We start from the raw sequence: 21,159 nt of genomic DNA, 5'->3' as shown, positions 1-21,159 counted from the left end.
TTACAAGCAAAATTTGCTTCTAGCGCTTACCTATCAAGCGCTAGCAGCTATCAAAATAGAAGCACCCTCCAACAATAGACGGCCCTACACCACCGCCCCTGCCGGCGCCTCCCGCAGTGCGCTGGCAGGTCCGGGCCGCCCAAACAGGTAGCCCTGCCACATGTGGCAGCCCAGGCTGGCCAGCATGTCGCGCTGCTCGCAGGTTTCCACGCCTTCGGCAATCACGCCCAGGTCCAGGCTCTGGGCCAGGGTGACGATGGTGCGGGCAATGCTGGCATCGTTGGCGTCGGTGAGCAGGTCGCGCACAAAGCTCTGGTCGATCTTGAGCTGGTCCAGCGGCAGGCGTTTGAGGTAGCTCAGGGACGAGTACCCGGTGCCGAAGTCGTCGAGCGAAAACCCCAGGCCCAGCGCCCGCAGCGTGGTCATGCGCTCGATCGTGTCCTCCACGTCGTCAAGCAGCAGGGTCTCGGTCAGCTCCAGCTTCAAGCGCTGCGGGTTGGCCCCCGTCTCTTCAAGCACGCCCAGCACCTCGTCCACAAAGTGCGGGTGGCGGAACTGGCGCGCGCTCACGTTGACGGCCAAGGTCCAGGGGGCGGTGGCCGGGTCTTTTTCCCACTCCACCAGCTGCAGACAGGCAGTGCGCAATATCCACGCCCCCAGCGGCACGATGAGGCCCGAGGCCTCGGCCACCGGAATGAACTCGGCCGGCGACACCAGCCCCCGCTGCGGGTGCTGCCAGCGCACCAGCGCCTCGGCCCCCACCATGCCGCGGGCTTGGCTGATCTGGGCCTGGTAGTGCAGCAGGAACTGGCCGTCGCGCAGAGCCTCGCGCATCCCGGACTCCAGGGCCGTGCGCGCCGTGACGGCGGCCTGTGTGCGCGGATCAAAGAACCGCATCGTGTTGCGCCCGGCACCCTTGGCCTGGTACATGGCCATGTCGCCCCGCTTGAGCAGTTCGTCCACTGAGCCCTGCGCATCGGCATACAGCGCCACGCCGATGCTGCACGAGCTGTGGTACGTGTGCCCCCCAAGCGGATAGCCTTGCGCCAATGCGAGCAGCACCGCGCGCCCCACGGTTTCTGCCTGGGCAGCGGCCTCGTGGGCCTGTGGGCTCAGCCCCTCGATCAGCAGCACAAATTCGTCGCCCCCCAGCCGCGCCACGGTGTCGCCGCTGCGCACACAGCCGCCCAGGCGGGCCGCCACCTGGCGCAAGAGCTGGTCACCAAACTCGTGGCCCTGCGTATCGTTCAGATCCTTGAAGTTGTCCAGGTCCACAAACAGCAGCGCCCCGCCCGCACCGGAGCGCGCCGAGGTGGCCAGGCTGTGCTGCAGACGGTCGTTCATGAGGCGGCGGTTGGGCAGACCGGTGAGCGGGTCGTAGAACGCGAGCAGACGGATCTCCTCCTCGGCCGCCTTGCGGTGCGAGATGTCGGTCAGCGTGCCCACATAGTGCGTGACCTCGCCTTGTGCAGAACGCACAGCCGTCACCGTGATCCACGCGGGGTACACCTCGCCGTTCTTGCGCCGGTTCCACACTTCGCCCTGCCAGGCACCGGTGCTGCGCAGCGCACTGTGCAGGCCTTCGTAAAACTGCGCATCGTGGCGGCCAGACTGCAGCAATGCGGGGGTCTGGCCCACGAGCTCCTCCACCGTATACCCCGTGAGGCGTGCATACGACTGGTTGGCCTTGAGGATGCGCTGGTCCGGCCCCGTAACCACCATGCCCTCGAACGACTCGAACACGGACGCCGCGATCCGCAGCGACTCCTCGGCCCGGCGGCGCTCGGTGATGTCGGTGGAGATGCCGCACAGCGCGTGGATGCTGCCGTCGGGCAGGCGAAGGGGAATCTTGACCGACAGGTAGGCACGGGTCACGCCATCGGCCAGGTGGGTATTGACCTCTTCCACCTCCAGCCGCTCGCCGTGCTCGAGCACGCGCCGGTCGTTCTCCTGGATCTGTACGGCAGTGGCTTGGTCAAAAAAAGCCGTGTCGTCCTGCCCCACCACCTCGCTCGCGGGCCGCCCGAACAGCTCCAGGATATGGTGGTTCGCATACTGGTAGCGATAGTCCCGCCCCTTGATGTAGATGAAGGCGCCCACGCTGTCGAGGATGGCAGCCAGCTTCTGCTCGCTGACCTGAAGGTGGCGTGTGCGCTCCTGCACCTTGCGCTGCAGTACCACGGCCGAGAGCGCGGCCAGCAGCCCGAACAACGCCAGCCCCGCCACACCCCACCACGCCCAGGGGGGAATTCGCGCGCCCTGCTCTTGCCCGCCCCAGCGGCGCAGAACCTGGGTGTATTGCGTGTCGGCACCGCTGCGCCAGTCCTGCACTGATCGATCAATGGCATCCAGCACATCGGCGTTGCGTCCGAGGCCGGTGGCAAAGTACAAGGTGGCGGGCTGGAACACGATGCCCGAATCCGCCAGCCCATACTGGGCCGCATGAAAGTTGCCGAACAGGTGGTTGGCAATCACCGCATCCGCATCGCCGTTCTGTACAAATTCGAAAGCCTCGGTCAGTGTGGACGCGTCGATCAGCAGCACCGCGATGCCAAAACTGTCCATCATGCTCTGGAAGGTTGCGCGCTGCACCGAGCCCTTGAGCACCGCCACACGCTTGCCCGCCAGGTCGAACATCGACTGGATGGAACTGCCCCGCGCGCGGTAGACCTGCGACCAGCTGTGCAGCACGGGCGAGGCATGAAAGTCGAACAGCCGCTCGCGCTCGCGGGTGCGGGCGACGTCGGGCATCAGGTCAATCTGCCCGGCTGCCAGCGCATCCAGACAGTCCTGCCAATCGCAGGGCACATAGCGCAGTGTCCACTGCTCTCGGGTGGCCACCAGCTGCAGCAGGTCCACAAAGATGCCTGAGGGCTTGCCCTCCGCGTTCACAAACACCTTGGGTTCGTTGGAGTACACCCCCACGCGCAGCTCGCGCGGAGCCGCCATCGCAACGCCACCTGCCCACAGCAACGCCAACAGCACTGCCCATCGCAGCCAGCCGACGCAATGGCTCCCGAACCGGTACACGCATGGACTCACAGCTTGGCCCTATCGAAATCAGGGAAATAAGACCCATGGTAACGAAAGCTTGCAAAAACATCCAAATGCAATCTGCCACCGCCGGCTTGGAGTAGCATGTGTCCACCCCCCGCTTCGCCCAGGAGACAGCGATGCCCCACGAACGCCGCCACTTTGTCCGCGTCGGCTTTGACGCACCGGCCCTGCTGACCACATCCACCGACGCATTCAGCGTGCATGTGCTGGACCTGTCCCTCAAAGGCGCGTTGATCATGGTGCCCGCGCAGGCCGACCTGGAGCCGGGCATGCTCTGCCAGCTGACCATTCCCCTGGCCGAAACCGGCAACCACATCGCCATGTCCACCGAAGTCGCGCATACCGAAGGCCTGCACACCGGCCTGCTGTGCCGGGGCATCGATCTGGACAGCGTGACCCACCTGCGCCGCCTGATCGAACTGCAATTGGGCGACCCCGCTTTGCTGGAGCGCGACCTGGGCGAGCTGACGCTGGCTACGCCATCCCACTGACCCGGGGCATGGAAAAAAGGGCTACCGATGGCAGCCCCTGACTCCGATTCCCGGCCTGGCCACCCGCCAATGGGCCACAGCGGCTGCTGCCACTGCTACTGCTACGGCCCCTACTGAGCCTCCTGCTCCTGCAGCGCCCGCCACATCACCTTGCCACTGCCACTCTTGGGCAACGCCGCCACAAACTGCACGATGCGCGGCACCTTGTAGACCGCCATGTTCTCGCGGCACCAGTCGATGATCTGCTGCTCGGTCGTGTCCTGGTGCGTGGCGCGCAGCACCACCACGGCCTTGACCGTCTCGCCCCGATAGCTGTCTTTGGCGGCGATGATGCAGGCCTCCTGGATGGCTGGGTGGCGGAACATCAACGCCTCGACCTCGGCGGGCCAGACCTTGAAGCCGCTCGCATTGATCATGCGCTTGAGGCGGTCAGTTAAAAAGAAATAGCCGTCCTCGTCCATACGTCCCAGGTCCCCCGAGCGGAAGAACCGCTTGCCCTCGAACTCGATGAAGGCCGAGGCCGTGGCATCGGGCCGCTTCCAGTAGCCCTCGAACACCTCCGGGCCATGGATGATGATCTCGCCCTGCTCGCCCACGGGCAGCTCCTGCAGCGTGTCGGGGTCGATCACCCGCGCGTCGGTGCTCATGAACGGAATGCCCAGGCACTGCTGCTTGGGGTGGTCGGGCGGGTTGGCGTGCGACGGAGCGGCTGTCTCGGTCAGGCCATAGCCCTCGGAATACCGCAGGCCATACTGCTCCAGCAGGCGCTGCGCCACTGCCTGCGGCATGGCGGCCCCGCCCCCACCGATATAGGCCAGGCTGGACAGGTCATAGCTGGCAAAGTTCGGGCTGCCCAGCAGGTCGATGACCATGGTGGGAATGTTGGTCCAGGTGGTGACCTGGTAGCGCGATATGAGGCGCCCGGCCAGGTCGCGGTCCCACCGGGGCATGATGACCAGCGTGGCGCCGCAGTAGATCGACGTGTGCATCACGCTCACCATGCCGGTGATGTGGAACATGGGCACCACCGCCAGCGTCACATTGTCGGCTGACCCATTGCCCCACAGGCTGGCGGCCACCGTGTTGTGCATGATGCTTTTGTGCAGGTGCATACAGCCCTTGGGCAGGCCTGTAGTGCCACTGGTGTAGGGCAGCAGCGCCAGGTCGGCCGGGCCTACCGACAGGGCGGGTGGCGCGTCCGCACAGGCCAGGGCGTCCGTCCAGGCGTGGACCTGCCCGCCCTCCAGCGCAGGCAAGGGGTGGCGCGTGCCCAGCCAGTCCATCCAAGCCTCGGGCGGCGCATCCATGCCGGTCACGGCCACGTCGAACGCATCCGAAAACTGTGTGACCACCAGATGCGCCAGCCGCTCACCAGGGGCCAACGCATTGCTGGCCTTGGCCATCTCGGGGGCCAGATCACCCGTGGTGATCGCCACCTTGGTGTCGGGATCGGTGATGTAGTGCTTGAGCTCCTCGGCCCGGTTCATGGGGTTGACGGGCACCACCACCGCGTTGGCCCGCAGGATGGCGAAATGCGCCATCACCAGCTGCGGGCAGTTCTGCATGCACAGCACCACACGGTCGCCGCGCTGCACGCCCAGCTGGGCGAGCCGCGCAGCCAGGCGCTCCGCGCCTTCCATCAATTGCCGATAGCTGACCGTGGTCCCAAAAAACACCAGCGCCGCCTTGTCGGGGTAGCGGCGTGCATTGGTCGCCAGGTTGTCCCACAGCGAGGTGGACGGCAGGGTGATGGATTTGGGCAGCCGGCGGGGCCAGAACTTGTAGTGAGCGCGCATGGAGCAGGGATTCCTTTGAAGAACACAGCCTAGTTCGCATGGTGCCCCACGGCATTGGGGATGGCACTGATGCTGCGTCGCGCATGTGACGCCGAGGTACCGGTCGCACGCGGCGCAGTGACCACAGGCTGGCGGCGCAGCGCCAGCGCTTCTGGGGCGGCTGTGATCGAGGTGCGTCGGCTACCATCGTCGCCACGCCGCTTGTTCCTCCTACCTACCAAGACTCGACGACATGCTGACCCTCGTCTACTACGCCCTGATGATCCTGGTCGGTTACTTCTTTTACCGGTACGGACAGAAGTTGCTCAACCAGGGCTTGCGCGACGAGAACGATGAGTTCACCAAACCACCTGTCGGGCCCATTGGCTTCTTGCTCGTTGCCGGTTTGGGTTGCTACCTTTTGTTCGAAGCCCTGCGCGCAGTGGTGCTGCGCGAAATTCCCTGCGTTGGAAAGGGCTGCGCCGGGCAGGTCTACACCCTGGCAGAGCATTCCGGCCAGTACTGGGCCAACCTGTTTTTTGTGGTGTGGTTGGTGCTCGCCCTGGGCTACACGATGTACGTGACGATCAAGATCTGGACCAGGGGGTAAGGCGCAGGCCTCCACCCCGGCCATCAGCTATTGACCTGCGCCCACAGCTTGTCCAGCCGCTTCACGCTCACCGGCTGGGGCGTGCGCAGCTCCTGCGCAAAGAAGCTCACGCGCAGCTCCTCCAGCAGCCAGCGCAGCTCTTGCATGCGCGCATCCACCTGCCCCTTGCGCTCGGCCACCAGGCGCCAGTAGCGCTGCTCTTGCGGGCGCAGCTCGGCCAGCTTGGCAGCGTCACGGGCGGGGTCGGCGCGATATTTATCAAGCCGCAGCGTGATGGCTTTGAGGTAGCGGGCGTAGTGGGCCAGTTGCGTCCACGGGGCCACGGCAATGAAGTTCTTGGGCACCAGGCGCTGCAGCTGCTGCAGTGCGTCCGCAGTGGCTTCGGGGGCGTTTTTGGTGTCCTTGATCTTGCGGGCGGCGGCTGCGTATTCAGTGAGGATGGTGGCGGCCAGGCGCGCCACCTCATTGGCGATCAAGGTAAGGCGCCCCCTGCCCTCTTCTACGCGGCGTTTGAAGGCAACTTCGTCGGTGGGCAGCGGGTCGAGCAAAAAGGCCCGGTCCAGCGCCACGTCGATGATCTGGATGCGCAGCTCTTCCTGCGTGCCCAGGGGCATGAACGCTACGGCCATTTTCTGCAGATCGGGGATGTTTTTTTCCAGGTACTTGAGGGCGTCCTTGATCTGCAGCGCAAACAGGCGGCGCAGGCCCGCGCGGTGTTTGGCGGCGGCGACTTCGGGCTCGTCAAAAACCTCGATGGTCACAGCGTCGCCGCCGTCGATGAGCGCCGGAAAGCCGATCAGCGTCTGCCCGGCCTTTTTGATCTCCATCAGCTCGGGCAGCTCGCCAAACGTCCAGGTGGTGTAGCGCTGGCCTGCGGGGGTCGATGGGGTGACGCTCGCAGGTTTCGCGGTGGCGGGCGCTGCCCCCTTTACTCCTGATTTAGTAGCTGCTTGCGCTTTACCATCAAGCGCTGGAGGCATTTTTGACTCATTTTTTTCACTCTCTGCCGCCCCGCCACCGAGCTTGAGCCCTGCCAGCGCCTGGAATGCGCCGCGCGCCTTGGCGCCCCATTCGGCCTTGAGCGCGCCCAGGTTGCGGCCGTGGCCCAGCTGGCGGCCGTGCTCATCCACCACGCGGAAGTTCATGAACAGGTGGGGGCTGAGCATGTCGAGCTTGAAGTCCGCCCGCTTCACATCCAGCGAGGTTTCGTCGCGCACCTGCTTGAGCAACACATCGGTGAGGCTGCCGGTGCCAAAACGTTCGGGCGTGCCCAGCAGCGCGGCCAGGCGGGTGGCGGACTCGGGCAGCGGCACAAAGCGGCTGCGTGGGCGCTGCGGCAGGCTTTTGAGCAGCGCCTGGATCTTGTCCTTGAGCATGCCGGGCACCAGCCATTCGCAGCGCTCGTCGCTCACCTGGTTCAGCACGAAGAGCGGGATGGTCACGGTGATGCCGTCGCGCGCATCGCCGGGCTCGTGCAGGTAGCTGGCGGCGCAGTCCAAGCCACCCAGTCGCACGGTTTTGGGAAAGGCGTTGGTGGTAATGCCTGCGGCCTCGTGGCGCATCAGCTCATCGCGGGTGAGCTTGAGCAGATCAGGCTGTTTTTTACTTTCTTCGCGGTACCAAGCCTCAAAGCTGTGGCCGCTGCATACCTCGGGCGGCAGCTGCTGGTCGTAGAAGGCGTAGATGAGTTCGTCGTCCACCAGCACGTCCTGGCGCCGCGACTTGTGCTCCAGCTCTTCGACCTTGGCAATGAGCTTCTGGTTGGCGGCCAGGAAAGGCTGCTTGGTCTCCCAGTTGCCGCCCACCAGCGCCTCGCGGATGAACACCTCGCGCGCAGCGTGCGGGTCTACCTTGCCGAAGTTCACGCGGCGGTTGTTGTAGACCACGATGCCGTAGAGCGTGGCGCGCTCCAGTGCCACCACTTCGGCAGACTTTTTCTCCCAGTGCGGGTCAAGCAGCTGCTTGCGCAGCACGTGCCCGCCAATCTGCTCCAGCCACTGCGGCTCGATGGCCGCGATGCCCCGGCCAAACAGACGCGTGGTTTCCACCAGTTCCGACGCCACGATCCAGCGGCCGGGCTTCTTGTTCAGGTGCGCGCCGGGGTGTTTGTAGAACTTGATGCCACGCGCGCCCAGGTACCAGTCTTCTTCGTCGCTCTTGGCGCCCACGTTGCCCAGCAGCCCGGCCAGCATCGACAGGTGCAGCTGCTCGTAGCTGGCGGGCTGGGTGTTGATCTGCCACTTGTGCTCGGTGACCACCGTGAGCAGCTGGGTGTGGATGTCGCGCCACTCGCGCAGGCGCCGGATGCTGATGAAGTTCTGGCGCAGCAGCTGCTCGTACTGGCGGTTGCTGAGTTTGTGAGTCGCAGCGGGGACGGCGGCGGGTACAGCAGGCGCTGCGGCAGGACTGCCCCCGCCACTGCGCTGCGCCACCGGCAAGTAGGCCTGCGAAGGCGCCTTCTGCGCGGCCATCGCCTTCTGCGCACGGGCCGATGGCAGGCTGGGTGCTCCGCCCCGCGCTTCGTTGATCCACTTCCACAGCTTGAGGTAGCCGCTGAACTCGCTCTTGTCGTCGTCGAACTTGGCGTGCGCCTGGTCGGCCTGCTGCTGCGCCTCCATGGGGCGGTCGCGCACGTCCTGCACGCTGAGCGCACTGGCAATCACCAGCACCTCATCGAGCGCCTTGCGGTCGCGCGCCTCGATGATCATGCGGCCCACGCGCGGGTCCAGCGGCAGGCGCGAAAGCTCCACTCCCATGGGGGTCAGCTCGTTGGCGTCGTCCACCGCACCCAGCTCGGCCAGCAGCTGGTAGCCGTCGGCAATCGCGCGGCCCGAAGGCGCCTCGATGAAGGGGAACTGCGTCACGTCGCCCAGGTGCAGCGACTTCATGCGCAGGATGACGCCTGCCAGCGATGACCGCAGGATTTCGGGGTCGGTAAAACGGGGGCGGCCATTGAAACCAGCCTCGTCATACAGGCGAATGCAGATGCCGTTGGCCACCCGGCCGCAGCGGCCGGCACGCTGGTTGGCGGCGGCCTGGCTGACGGGCTCGACCAGCAGCTGCTCGACTTTGCTACGGAAAGAATAGCGCTTCACGCGCGCTGTTCCTGCGTCAATGACGTACCGCACGCCTGGTACGGTGAGCGAAGTCTCGGCCACATTGGTGGCCAGCACGATGCGGCGGCCTGTGTGGCCGTCAAAGATGCGGTCCTGCTCCGCCTGGGATAGGCGCGCAAACAGCGGCAGCACCTCGGCGTTGCGCATCACGGGCTGGTGCGACAGGTGCTTGCGCAGGTGGTCGGCCGCTTCGCGGATCTCGCGCTCGCCGGGCAAAAAGACCAGGATGTCACCGGCCGCATTGCCTTGCCACAGCTCGTCCACACCATCGGCAATGGCCTCGTTCAGGCCGTAGTCGCGGCTTTCTTCAAACGGGCGATAGCGCTGCTCCACCGGGAAGGTGCGGCCCGACACCATGATGACGGGGGCCGGGCCCTTGGCCGACTCAAAGTGCTTGGCAAACCGGTCCGCATCAATCGTGGCCGAGGTAACGATGACTTTCAGATCAGGCCTGCGCGGCAGGATCTGGCGGATGTAGCCCAGCAGGAAGTCGATGTTGAGGCTGCGTTCGTGCGCCTCGTCAATGATGATGGTGTCGTAGTTTTTCAGCAGCGGGTCGGTCTGCGTCTCGGCCAGCAAGATACCGTCGGTCATGAGCTTGACGGAGGCATCGCGGGAGAGGCGGTCCTGGAACCGCACCTTGAAACCCACCACATCGCCCAGCGGAGTGTTCAGCTCTTCGGCAATGCGCTTGGCCACGCTGCTGGCCGCAATGCGGCGCGGTTGGGTGTGGCCGATAAGCTGGCCCTTGGTGCCTGGCCTGGCGTTGCACTTGCCCCGGCCCAGCGCCAGTGCAATCTTGGGCAACTGCGTGGTCTTGCCTGAGCCCGTTTCGCCGCACACGATGATGACCTGGTGCTTGCTGATAGCCTCCATGATCTCCTCGCGCTTGCCCGATACGGGCAGGGACTCAGGAAAGGTGATGCGCAGCGGCGCAGTGCGCGGGGCGGTTGGCAAGGGGTGTGGAGGCGCGGATTCGGTCATGGAGGGCTGCATTATCCGAGCCGGGCGTTGGCCGCGTGCAACACGGGCCATGCGCGCGGTTGCCAGCCCGGGTGCGGGGCTTCCACAATCGCGCCTCGACTGGCGATGCCTCCGTGGCCAATGCCCCCAGGAATACCGAATGCCCCGACAGCCATCCGCCCAGAATCTTGTTGATCAGCCCCGCCTTTTTCCTGCATCGCGCCGTGGTTGGCTGACCTGGGCGGGCACCAGCGCGATGGCTTCGCTGCTGCCCGGTTGTGGTGGCAGCGGCACTGCATCCCCCACCCTCACAACGACCATTGCCTGGGGGCGCAAGGAAATTCGCGAAGCCATGCAAAGCAGCAAGATGCGGGCGGCCTCCGTGGCACTGCTGCACAACGACCACATCGTCTGGCAAGAGGCCTTCGGTGCGCTGGATGCAAACGCCACCACGCCCGCAACGCCCGACACACGCTTTAACGTCGGCTCCGTCAGCAAGGTGCTCGCGGCGCTGGCCATCATGGTGCTGGTAGACCGCAGGCTGGTGCAGTTGGATGCCCCGGTGGTGGGCTACCTGCCGCAGTTCGCGATGCTGTCGCCGGGCTACCGCGACATCACCGTCCGGCACCTGCTGAGCCATGCCTCGGGGTTGCCCGGCACCTACCTGCACAACATGTTTGCCTTTGCGCCGCTGCCGGGCTATGCCGCCGAGGTGGAGGCAGCCATGGCCCATGTGCACCTCAAGCACCCCCCCGGCGCCATGGCGGTGTACTGCAACGACGGTTTCACGCTGATCGAGCGCATCGTGCTGGCCGTCACCGGGCAAACCTACCCGGCGTTTGTACAGTCCGCCCTGCTCAACCCGCTGGGCATGGCCCGATCAGGCTACACGCTGCAGCCGTTGCCACCGGGCAACTTTGCCCCCGGCAGCATCAACGACGCGCCGCAGGGCCAGGAGTTCGTGATGGGCTACGCCACGGGCGGGCTGTGCACCACACCCGGCGACATGATGAAGCTGGCCGCCATGCTCATCCAGGGCGGCGAGCACGATGGCCAGCGCATCGTGTCGAAAACCAGCGTGGCCGAGATGGGCAGGATTCAGAACCAGGGCATGCACCCCAGCCTCACCCCCGACTGGCAGTCGGGCCTGGGCTGGGACAGTGCGCGGCACCCGGGCCTGAATGCTGCGGGCGTGCTCGCGTGGCAAAAGAGCGGCGGCACCATGTTTTATTCCAGCGACTTCTGCGTGCTGCCCCAGGCGGGCATGGCGGTCATGATCACCGGCAACGCCGCCAGCTTCAAGCCGGGCCCGATTGCCGAGGGCATTGCGCTGCGCGCCTTGCAGGAGACGGGGCAACTGCGTGTGCTGCCGCCCCGGGTCTCGAGCGCCGCCCCCGCCATGGCCACCGCATCCTCCAGCGCGGTGGATGCCCTGCTCGGCATCTATGGCAACTATTCCGCGCCCATCAAAGCCGTCTCGCCCGACCGCCAACAGGTTGACCTGTGGTCGTGGAACCCAAAACTGCAGGACTGGAAAAACCTGAGCACCGGGCTTCGCCTGCGCAGCGATGGCTGGTGGTGGTCAGACGCCCAGCCTGGCACCCACTACCGCTGGGAGCAGTCCGAAGGCCGCCGCTACCTCCTTGCGCGCGAGGCCGCCACGGCGGGGCACTACTGGATCACCGTGCCCATCGGCCAACAAATGCCGCCCGCACCCGGCCCCCTTGCCGCCCCCTGGACTGCGCGGCTCGACAGCACCTGGCTGCTGACCAACGAAGCACCCACATCCATTCCGCTGGCCATTGGTGTGGGGGCCTCCAGACTTCGGGAGCTGCCCGAACTGCCCGGCTACCTGTTCTGGGACGAGAGCCAGTTCCTGCTGCCCTTGTCGGCGGACCGGGCCGGCATGACCGTGCAGGTGCCGCTCAACGCGGGCCGTGATCTGGTGGAACTGGTGGTGCAGACGCGCGACAAGGACGAATGGATGCACGCCGCTGGCTGGATCTACCGGCGCCAAGCCTGAAAACTGCGCTGTTCACCCCCCACCGCACTGTTCTTTTCAAGCGACAAATTCAGCCGATTGCGGCGCCTTCGGCTTGCCAAGCACCGGGGGCATCGCCACAATTCGCGCTTCTTTCAGGCCGCGCCCGCCGCAACTGCAGCCCCTGAAAACACTGGAGGTCACCACCATGTTTGTTCCCTTGTTCGCTCCCGCCTGACCACGGTCCACCGCCCCGGCTGGACTGTGCATTCACAGCAATTCCAGCCACGGCAAGCGCGTTTCTGCATCCATTCATTGCAGCGCACCACAAGCCCTGGCTCCATTGCCGGGGTTTTTTGTTTGTGGAGTGCACATGAGTGCCAAAAAACTGTCTCGGGCCTTCGCCCAGGGCGAGCTTAAGAAGCTGCGCCGCATGAAGGCGCCCCTGGTGTTGAAGCTCGAAGCCTCGGGCCCGCCCCGAAATCCTGTGGCCGCAGCGCTGGCCCAACGCAGCCTGTCCAGTGCGGCAGGCAAGCACATACGAACCCGTGGGGCCCAGCGCCGTGCGGACAACGTCGCCCTGCGCAAGGCGATCCAGACATCCCGCTTCACCGAAAGCGACTGATACAAAACGATTGAAAACCATGGACCTTTCTACCCTTCAAGAAACCACGCCGCGCGAGCGGCACACACCGGGCACCGCCCACCGGGAGCTGCTGGCCCAGCGCCAGCAGGCGCTGGCGCAGGCCGCAGCGCAGCTCAAGGCCGAGCTTTTTGGCATCGACGACGTGATCGACCGCGTGATCGATGCCATCCGCGCCTGGTACGTATTGCCCCAGCTCATCACCCGCCCCGTCATCGTCTGCCTGTGGGGCCTGACGGGCACGGGCAAGACGCAGCTCACGCGGCGCCTGGCGCAGCTGCTGGGCTTTTACGACCGTTTTGTCGAAGTGCAGATGGACGGCTTCAGCCACGGCGCGAGCTACCGCAGCTCGTCCATCTCGGGCATGCTGGGCGACTCTGGCATCCACGAGGGCGCACCAGGCATGCTGGTGCTGGACGAGTTCCAGCGCTTTCGCACAGTGAGCACCAAAGGTGAAGAGGTCAAGGTGGAGCGCTACCAGGATGTGTGGACGCTGCTGTCCGACGGGCGCCTGCCGCCCGCTTTGAGTGCACTGACCAACATCGAGCGCAAGCTGGCCGACGCGCACTACGAAGCCGAGCGCGCTGACGATAACGAGGAGGAGCGCGCGGGCAAGAAGCCCTACCGCTTTCAGCTCGACGCCTGGGATGCGCAGGAACTCAAGCGCATGCTCAAGCTGCAAGCGCCCCTGGCCGAGATCATGCAGTGGCCGCCCGCACAGGTGCAGGCGCTGTTCACGCGGTTTCAGCAGTCGCTTTCGTCCTGGGAGACTGACTACAGCAAGCTGCTGGTGTTCGTCTGCGGCAACCTCGACGAGATGTACCACGAGACCGCACAGCGCGTGGAAGACTGCGACACCGATGCCGACATCTTCCACCGCCTCACGCGCAAACTTTCGCTCATCGATGTGAAGAAGGCGCTCAGCGAACGCTTCAAGCCTGAGCAGATCGCCCGGCTGGGCAACGAGCATGTGATCTACCCATCGTTCAACAAGGCCACCTACGAGCAGCTCATCCGCAACCTGTGTGCGCGGTATTGCGACGACATTGCCGCCCAGTGCGGCGTGCGCTTTGCCATCGAGCAGGACGTGCACGATGAGCTGTACGCCAACGCGGTGTTTCCGGCCCAGGGCACGCGGCCGCTGTTCTCGTCGGTGCATGCCATCCTGAGCGCCAATTTGGTCAACGCCGCGCTCTGGGTGCTGGAACAGCAGCTGCCCCTGGCGCAGGACTTTGGCATCACGCTGGCGACCGACAAGCGCCATCTGGTGGTCCGTGGCGCTAGCGCCCAAGGCATTGAGCAGCAGGCGCAATTTGCGGTGACGCTGGAGCTCAACCGCCTCAAGCAGCGCGCCAATGCCGACTTCCGCGCACTGCTGGCCGTGCACGAAGCAGGCCACGGGCTGGTCTACTGTCTGCTGTTCGGCCAGGCCCCGCAGGAGGTGAAGATCAACATCGCCTCGTTCGAGGGCGGCTACAACAGCTTTGCGGGCCTGAAGGTCACAACGCGGCAGAACGCGCTCGACATGATGTGCGTGGGTCTGGCGGGCCGCGTGGCCGAGGAGCTGGTGTTTGGTGAAATGGCCTGCACGACCGGCGCGGAGCAGGACTACAAGCAGGTCACGGCCGAGGCTGCGCGCTTCATCCGCCACCATGGATTTGGCACGCGACTGTCCCGCACCGACGTCACGGTGGAGCTGGACAACCACCTCAACACCGACGTGGAACCCAGCAACGCCGCCATCGAGGAACTGCTGCAGTCCCAATACCAGCGCGCCAGCGCCCTGCTGGGCCAGTACCGGGGTGCCCTCACCCGCCTGGTAGAGGCCCTGCTGGACCACGGCATGATCGCCCAGCCCGAGATGCAGGCGCTGATGGCCCAAAGTGGCGTGGCCATTGCGGTGGCAGCCCACACGGGGCCTGACGAAGCTTTGATCCTGGAGCCCTTTGCGGCCCGGCTGGCGGCGTTTCGGCAACAAACAGGGGGCCAGGCTGCAACTGCCCCAGACAGCGAAAGCCCTGCATGCTTATGATGCGCGACTTGGCGGCCCTGCTCAGCTGCCTTTCATTGCCAGTTTTTCCGTAGCTCCAAGGCCACCCACCGCTCTCCACTGCCATGTCCGCCGTTTTCAACTTCACCTTCGTCCCCTGGTTCCGCTCGGTGGCGCCTTACATCCACAAGTTCCGCAACCAGACGTTTGTGATCGGGCTCACGGGGGAGGCGATTGCGGCCGGCAAGCTGCACAGCATTGCGCAAGACCTGGCACTGATCCAGGCCATGGGCGTAAAGATTGTTCTGGTACACGGTTTTCGCCCACAGGTGAACGAACAGCTGGCCGCCAAGGGGCATGCAGCCAAGTATTCGCATGGCATCCGCATCACCGACTCGGTGGCGCTCGATTGCGCGCAGGAGGCTGCGGGCCAGTTGCGTTATGAAATCGAGGCCGCCTTCAGCCAGGGGCTGCCCAACACGCCCATGGCGGGTGCCACCGTGCGGGTGATCTCGGGCAACTTCCTGACCGCGCGGCCCGTGGGCATCGTGGATGGGGTGGATTTTCAGCACTCGGGCCTGGTGCGCAAGGTAGACGTGGCGGGCATCCAGCGCACGCTGGACATGGGTGCACTGGTGCTGCTGTCGCCGTTTGGCTTCTCGCCCACGGGCGAGGCTTTCAACCTGAGCATGGAAGAAGTGGCCACCAGCGTGGCCATTGAGCTGCGGGCCGACAAGCTGATCTTCTTGACCGAGGTGCAAGGCATCCGCATGTCGCCCACCGAGCCCGAGAGCGACGACAACCCCATCGACACCGAGCTGCCGCTGGCCGCCGCGCAAGCCTTGCTGGCGCAGCTACCACCCGCACAGCAGCCCACGGACACGGGCTTTTACCTGCAGCACTGCGTGAAGGCCTGCAAGGCTGGCGTGGAGCGCAGCCACATCCTGCCGTTTGCGGTGGATGGATCACTGTTGCTGGAGGTGTATGTGCACGATGGCATCGGCACCATGGTCATTGACGAAAAGCTGGAAGAGCTGCGCGAGGCCACGATTGACGACGTGGGCGGCATCCTTCAGCTCATCGAGCCGTTTGAGAAAGACGGCACGCTGGTCAAGCGCGACCGCACAGAGATCGAACGCGACATTGCCACCTACACCATCATCGAGCACGATGGAGTGATCTTTGGCTGCGCAGCGCTCTACCCCTACCCCGAGGCCAAGACGGCCGAGATGGCCGCCGTGACGGTGTCACCGCAAAGCCAGGGCACGGGCGATGGAGAAAAGCTGCTCAAGCGCATCGAGCAGCGCGCGCGGCTGCAAGGGCTGGACAGTATCTTTGTGCTCACCACCCGCACCATGCACTGGTTCATCAAGCGCGGATTCCAGCCCGTGGACCCGGACTGGCTGCCCGATGCGCGCAAGCGCAAGTACAACTGGGACCGGCGCAGCCAGGTGCTGGTCAAGAAGTTGTAGTCACTCTGGATAGAGGGGCCGCGCAAATCAGCTGCGGAGTTGCTTGAGCCCCCAAAAAAGCACAAACAGGCCAAGCAGTGCAAAAACCATCGCGGGTCCGTACTGCCCGACCGTGAGGTAGGCCAAGTGAAACACGAAGCCAGCCTTTCCACCGTACGGTGGCGCCCAAGGGGCAATCACCAGCCACATACCCGTAGCAACAAACACGACGCCAATGGCTGTGATGAGTACCCACGCAGATTTGCCAAGTACTTTTGTTGCGTGCGTCATGGTGTTCTCGCCCCTATCTGAGTGCGACGATGTTACTGTGCGCTCTGCTACCCATTCTGGATCGCGGTGGCCACGGCCCGCGCCACCTGGGCGATCGCCGCATCGCGCTGCTCGGGCTTGGCGGTAGACCGCGTGAGATAACACGTCACCAGCACCGGGGCGCCGCCAGCCGGAGGCCACAAAACCGCTACGTCATTCGCAGTGCCGCTGTCACTGGCAGTGCCCGTCTTGTCCCCCACCTTCCAGCCCGGCACACCCGCGCGCAGGCGCTTGTCGCCCGTGCTCGTCTCTACCAGCCAGCGCTGCAGCCACGCGCGTGACGGGGGCGTGAGTACATCACCCAGCACCAGTTTATGCAGGGTCTGCAGCATGGCCTGCGGCGTGGTCGTGTCGCGCGGGTCGCCCACCTTGGCTTCGTTCAACGTGGGCTCGGTGCGGTCCAGCCGTGTGATGCTGTCGCCCAGTGACCGCACAAAGGCCGTGAACCCCGCCGGGCCGCCGTGGCGCGCCAGCAGCACGTTGGCGGCGGTGTTATCGCTCAGGCTCACGGTGGCGGAGCACAGCTCGCCGACCGTCAACCCGCCCCCATCGCCCGCACGGGGGCCGCTGACAGGTGAATACGCCACCACATCGCCCGCGGCGTAGTGCACTCGGGCATCCAGCCGCTCCTTGCCCTGGTCCACCAGCGCCAGCACCCAGCCCGCCAGCACCGCCTTGAAGGTGCTGGCCATGGCAAAGCGCTCGTCCTGGCGCCAGCCCAACTGCAGGCCCGAGCCCGTGTCCAGCATGGCCACGCCCAAGCGGCCCTGGGCAGTGCGTTCGATGCTGGCGAGGGTCTCGTTCCATTCGCGGGTGGTCTTGTCGCGGTTCGCTGCGTTGCTGGCGGCCGCACAACCCCAAAGAGGCATGGTGGTAGCGGCCATCAAGCCCAAGGAAAACTGTCGTCTTTGCATAAAAATTGGAGGTGAGTGAAGACAAGGCCTGAACGATAAAGAGCTTGAGCCCAAAGCACCATCGACAATAATTGCCGCCAGCCCCCAGAAAAACTTATGCATCTCCCGCTCAATGCCTTGCGCGCGTTCGAAGCCTCGGCGCGCCACCTCAACCTGACGCGGGCGGCCCAGGAGTTGCACGTCACGCAGACAGCGGTCAGCCAGCACATCCGCAAGCTCGAAGAGCGCCTGGGCAAGCCACTGTTCCGCCGCCTGCCGCGTGGCCTGGCGTTGACGGACGAAGGCCAGGCGCTGCTGCCAGTGGTGACGGAATCGTTCTCCAACCTGGCGCGTGCCCTGGAAAAACTGGGCGACACCCGCCCGCGCGAAGTGCTGACCGTGGGCGCCGTGGGCACCTTTGCCGTGGGCTGGCTGCTGCCCCGGCTGCGCGACTTTCAGCAGGCCTGCCCGTTTGTGGACCTGCGTCTGCTCACGCACAACAACCGGGTGGACATGGCGGGCGAAGGGCTGGACTATGCGATCCGCTTTGGGGACGGCGCCTGGCACGGCACACATGCCGAACGCATCATGGACGCGCCCATGTCTGTAATGTGCACCCCGGCCCTGGCCAACAGCCTGCGGGTGCCATCAGACCTGGCGCGCCAGCCCCTGCTGCGAAGCTACCGCACCGACGAATGGTCCGCCTGGTTCGAGGCGGCCGGCGTGCCCTGCCCCGTTGTGCGCGGCGCGGTGTTCGACTCGTCGCTCACCCTGGCCGAAGCGGCGGCCCAGGGCGCGGGCGCCGCGCTGCTCCCGGCGTGCATGTTCGAACGCGAACTGCGCCAGGGCCGCCTGGTGCGACCGTTCGCGCTGGAACTGCGCCGGGGCGCCTACTGGCTCACACGGCTGCAATCCCGGCCCGTGACGGCGGCCATGCACGCCTTTCACGGCTGGCTCGCCACAGCTCAGAAAACTAAACAAAAATAGGCTTCATCGCTTTACCCATAAGCGTTAACAGCTATTAATTGAGGAGCAATCAAGCCCTGCGCCGCTGCGCCACCATGCCCAGCGCCCCGGCCATCACTCCCAGCAGCAGCAGGGCCCAGGGGGACAGCGCGGGGATCGCTTGCAGGGCGGCGGCGGCCAGCGGCATCACCGGGTCGGCGATCACGCCGGGCGCAGCATCGTCGTCGCCAGGCTGGTTATCGGTCACGTCAAAGCCCACGGTGGTGCTGCCCAGGCCCACGCTCGCAGGCACGATGAACTGGCCGCTGCCGGTGCGCTTGACGAAGTCCGCCACCGGCTGCGGCCAGGTGGTGGTCACGCGCACCGTGGCACCCGCGTCGCAGCCGATCAGCCTGAAGCGGAACGCGCCCTGCGGCGCCACCCGGCCAGGAGGCGGCGTGGCGGCCTCGAAGGCCGTGGCGGCTGGATCGAACTGGCACAGCGCCCCGCCATCGTTGCCAATTCTGGCGCTGGCCGGGCCGCCCGCGCCGCTGGCGGGCAAGGTGGTGCCAGTGAACGTTTTGAGCAGTGCCACGATGGCAAACGCTTGCTGCTGCCGCGCGGCGGCAGCGTAGTGGGCGTTGCCTGCCTGGTCGGCGTAGATGGTGCAAGTACCCGCGCCGTTGAAGCTGACCACCTGGCCCGCCACCGTGCAAGCGCCCGCAGTGGTGAACACCACGGGGTTGCCGGACGCGCCGCCCGTGGCCGCCACGGTGTAGGTTCTGCCCGCCACTGCGGGGCTGGGCGGCGTGGTGGTGAAGGCGATCACCTGGCCGGCCTGCACCACCGCTGTGCTTTGCGACACGCGGGGCGCGGCGGGATAAACCGCATCGCCCGCCTGGTCGGCGTAGATGGTGCAGGTGCCTGCGCCGTTGAAGCTGACCACCTGGCCGGCCACCGTGCAAGGGCCCACCGTGCTGAACACCACCGCGTTGCCCGACGCGCCGCCCGTGGCCGCCACGGTGTAAGTGCTGCCCGCGACTGCGGGGCTCGGCGGCATGGTGGTGAAGCTAATGGCCTGCGACGTGTAGGTGAAGTCGTCTTCCGGCACGTCGGGGCTGGCGTTTGCCCCCACGGTGTAGCGCACGCGCACGGTGCTGCCCGCCGTGCCGGGCGGCGCGGCTGCGGTCAGGCTCATCGAACCGTCCGCATGGGTGATCGAGCCCGTGGCGCTGACTGGCGTCCCGTCAAAATTCAGCGTGCCGCCCGACAGGTTGAAGCCCCTGACGGTAACCGCGTAGCCCCCAGCGGGCGGCCCCTTGGCGGGGTCCAGCTCGGTGATGGATGGCAGCGTCGTGCTGACCTGCACCGCCCCGGCGTCGACGACCGCGCCCACCGTGGCGGGCCGGGCCACGCCGCGCTGGTCGGTGGCGGGTTCGCCTGAGGCATAGCGGGAGGCGGCCCAGGCTCTGCTGGCGAGGCCTCCCGGCGGCATGGTCTGCGTGGGGCCACCATAGTCGCCCAGCGGTTGCAGGTAGAGGCCACCCACGCCTGAGGCTGGGGCGCCGATCACGTTCCAGTGGTCGACGGCCAGGTCGTCATCCGCCACGTCGCTGCCATAGACGTCCGTCAGGTAACTCTGGATGGCGTTGCCGGACACGATGGAATTGAACAACTGCACGATCGGCACTGTGCTGCCCGAGGATGGGATGTGGATGCCGCCACCCAAGCCCCCTGCCACGTTGTTCACGATGGTGCTGTTGTCGATGCGCGCCACGCTCGAGCCGCCGATCCAGCCTACGCTGATGGCGCCGCCATCGCCATCGCTGGTGTTGCCGGTGAAGGTGCTGTTGCTGATGCTGAAGTCGTCCGACGAGCGGAATGCGCCGCCTTTGGCGCCGCTGCGGTTGCCCGCGAACGTGCAGTTGCGCACGGTGATCGTTCCGTTGAAGACGGCCAGAGCGATGCCCCCGCCGTCCCCGCCCACGGTGCTGTGGGCGCGGTTGCCCGAGATGGTGCTGTTGCTGATCGTCAGCGCCGATGCCGCGATGCCGCCGCCGCCGCACACGTTGCCATGGCATGCGGACGAGAACACCTGGTTGCCGGAGAGGGTGCTGCGGTCGATGGTGAGCGCACCATACGACGCCACACCACCCCCGCTGTGCCCAAATTCGCCTTCACGCACCGTGTTGTTGGCGATGGTGCTGCGGTCGATGGTGATCACGCCGTTGGGTGAGTTGTAGATACCGCCGCCGCGCCAGCCGGTGGAATTGCCGCTGACCTCGCTGCGCACGATCGTGAGCCTGCCCGCGGGCCCGTTGCCGATGCCCGCGCCTACGTTGCCCGCCCACATGCCCGTGACCTTCACGTCGTCCAGCGTGAGCGTGCCCCAATTGGCGATACCGCCCACCGAGCCGGAGTTTCCGTTCATGTTTACGCCACCGTCCACCGCCGTCGTGCCGTTGGCGAACGCCAGTCCGCTGATATGCACCGGTCCGCTCACTGGCACCCCCGCGCTGGCCGTGCCAGCATTCACCTCCAGCAGGTGCACCGCGTTCTGGCCGTCGAGGGTGAGCAGGCTGGCGCCGGGGCCGCGCAGCGTGATGGCGCGGGCAATGACCAGCGGCCTGCCCACCGCCAGCACCTGCGGCGCCGCAAACACCGCGCCGTCGAACGCTACGGTGTCGCCATGCTGCGCGGCCGCGATCGCATCGCGCAGGCTGCATGTATGCGCATTGCCGGGCGCGCAGCGGGCCGCGCTGCCGCTGGCGGGGTCGTCCACCCGGTTTACCTGCCAAGTGGCCGCCCAGGCCAGCGGCGCTGCGGAGAGCATCAGCGATGCCATTCCCATTCGCATCCAACGAATCAAGACGTTTTTGCTCATTATTTGATAGCTTATTAATTAGATCAGATA

14 protein-coding genes are annotated in these 21,159 nt (G+C 65.8%); 7 read left to right on the top strand and 7 right to left on the bottom strand.

What is annotated here, in order from left to right:
* Nucleotides 1–84: 84 nt before the first annotated feature.
* Complete coding sequence (locus tag AC2YJX_RS20590) at nt 85–2,949, bottom strand: EAL domain-containing protein (RefSeq protein WP_487257143.1); 2,865 nt, start codon at nt 2,947–2,949, stop codon at nt 85–87.
* Between the two features lie 224 nt (nt 2,950–3,173).
* On the opposite strand from AC2YJX_RS20590, the gene AC2YJX_RS20585 reads away from it, so the two are divergent.
* The gene (locus AC2YJX_RS20585) at nt 3,174–3,548 is read left to right on the top strand and encodes a PilZ domain-containing protein (RefSeq protein WP_055397452.1); all 375 of its coding nucleotides are present in this window, start codon (nt 3,174–3,176) and stop codon (nt 3,546–3,548) included.
* A 110-nt stretch (nt 3,549–3,658) separates the two neighbouring features.
* On the opposite strand, the gene AC2YJX_RS20580 is transcribed toward AC2YJX_RS20585, so the two are convergent.
* Nucleotides 3,659–5,344 (bottom strand): long-chain fatty acid--CoA ligase, encoded by a 1,686-nt coding sequence (locus tag AC2YJX_RS20580; protein WP_487257142.1) that lies wholly within the window; start codon nt 5,342–5,344, stop codon nt 3,659–3,661.
* A 232-nt stretch (nt 5,345–5,576) separates the two neighbouring features.
* Here AC2YJX_RS20580 and AC2YJX_RS20575 point away from each other — a divergent pair, with 232 nt between their 5' ends.
* The gene (locus tag AC2YJX_RS20575; RefSeq protein ID WP_487257141.1) at nt 5,577–5,933 is read left to right on the top strand and encodes a hypothetical protein; all 357 of its coding nucleotides are present in this window, start codon (nt 5,577–5,579) and stop codon (nt 5,931–5,933) included.
* 23 nt (nt 5,934–5,956) lie between these two features.
* Here the strand turns inward: AC2YJX_RS20575 and hrpA are convergent, their stop codons facing one another.
* Nucleotides 5,957–10,033 carry an ATP-dependent RNA helicase HrpA gene (hrpA, locus tag AC2YJX_RS20570; protein ID WP_487257140.1) on the bottom strand — a complete coding sequence of 1,359 codons (4,077 nt, stop codon included), beginning with the start codon at nt 10,031–10,033 and terminating at the stop codon, nt 5,957–5,959.
* Between the two features lie 139 nt (nt 10,034–10,172).
* On the opposite strand from hrpA, the gene AC2YJX_RS20565 reads away from it, so the two are divergent.
* A complete protein-coding gene (locus AC2YJX_RS20565; protein ID WP_487257139.1) occupies nt 10,173–12,035 on the top strand; it encodes a serine hydrolase domain-containing protein in 1,863 nt (620 codons plus the stop codon).
* Between the two features lie 36 nt (nt 12,036–12,071).
* Here the strand turns inward: AC2YJX_RS20565 and AC2YJX_RS20560 are convergent, their stop codons facing one another.
* Complete coding sequence (locus AC2YJX_RS20560; protein WP_487257138.1) at nt 12,072–12,203, bottom strand: hypothetical protein; 132 nt, start codon at nt 12,201–12,203, stop codon at nt 12,072–12,074.
* A gap of 163 nt (nt 12,204–12,366) precedes the next feature.
* Between AC2YJX_RS20560 and AC2YJX_RS20555 the strand changes: the two genes are divergently transcribed.
* The 3 genes from AC2YJX_RS20555 to argA all read left to right on the top strand — a co-directional run bounded on the left by AC2YJX_RS20555 (nt 12,367) and on the right by argA (nt 16,098).
* Nucleotides 12,367–12,618: a hypothetical protein gene (locus tag AC2YJX_RS20555; RefSeq protein ID WP_218299689.1), complete on the top strand. Its 252-nt coding sequence runs from the start codon at nt 12,367–12,369 to the stop codon at nt 12,616–12,618.
* A gap of 19 nt (nt 12,619–12,637) precedes the next feature.
* Complete coding sequence (locus tag AC2YJX_RS20550) at nt 12,638–14,668, top strand: AAA family ATPase (protein WP_487257137.1); 2,031 nt, start codon at nt 12,638–12,640, stop codon at nt 14,666–14,668.
* An 83-nt stretch (nt 14,669–14,751) separates the two neighbouring features.
* Nucleotides 14,752–16,098 (top strand): amino-acid N-acetyltransferase, encoded by a 1,347-nt coding sequence (gene argA, locus AC2YJX_RS20545; protein WP_055397476.1) that lies wholly within the window; start codon nt 14,752–14,754, stop codon nt 16,096–16,098.
* Nucleotides 16,099–16,125: 27 nt separating this feature from the next.
* Here the strand turns inward: argA and AC2YJX_RS20540 are convergent, their stop codons facing one another.
* Nucleotides 16,126–16,368, bottom strand: a complete 243-nt coding sequence (locus AC2YJX_RS20540) for a hypothetical protein (protein WP_487257136.1) — start codon at nt 16,366–16,368, stop codon at nt 16,126–16,128.
* A gap of 47 nt (nt 16,369–16,415) precedes the next feature.
* Entirely contained in the window at nt 16,416–17,321 is a 906-nt protein-coding gene (blaACA, locus tag AC2YJX_RS20535; RefSeq protein ID WP_487257135.1) for an ACA family class A beta-lactamase, read from the bottom strand.
* Between the two features lie 96 nt (nt 17,322–17,417).
* Between blaACA and AC2YJX_RS20530 the strand changes: the two genes are divergently transcribed.
* A complete protein-coding gene (locus AC2YJX_RS20530) occupies nt 17,418–18,287 on the top strand; it encodes a LysR family transcriptional regulator (RefSeq protein WP_055397480.1) in 870 nt (289 codons plus the stop codon).
* Between the two features lie 49 nt (nt 18,288–18,336).
* On the opposite strand, the gene AC2YJX_RS20525 is transcribed toward AC2YJX_RS20530, so the two are convergent.
* Nucleotides 18,337–21,090: an IPTL-CTERM sorting domain-containing protein gene (locus AC2YJX_RS20525; RefSeq protein ID WP_487257134.1), complete on the bottom strand. Its 2,754-nt coding sequence runs from the start codon at nt 21,088–21,090 to the stop codon at nt 18,337–18,339.
* Nucleotides 21,091–21,159 lie beyond the last annotated feature (69 nt).

This window comes from Acidovorax sp. SRI_002 (assembly GCF_057586455.1).
The sequence above is the reverse complement of the archived record's forward strand: the minus strand, read 5'-3'. Positions and strand labels throughout refer to the sequence as shown.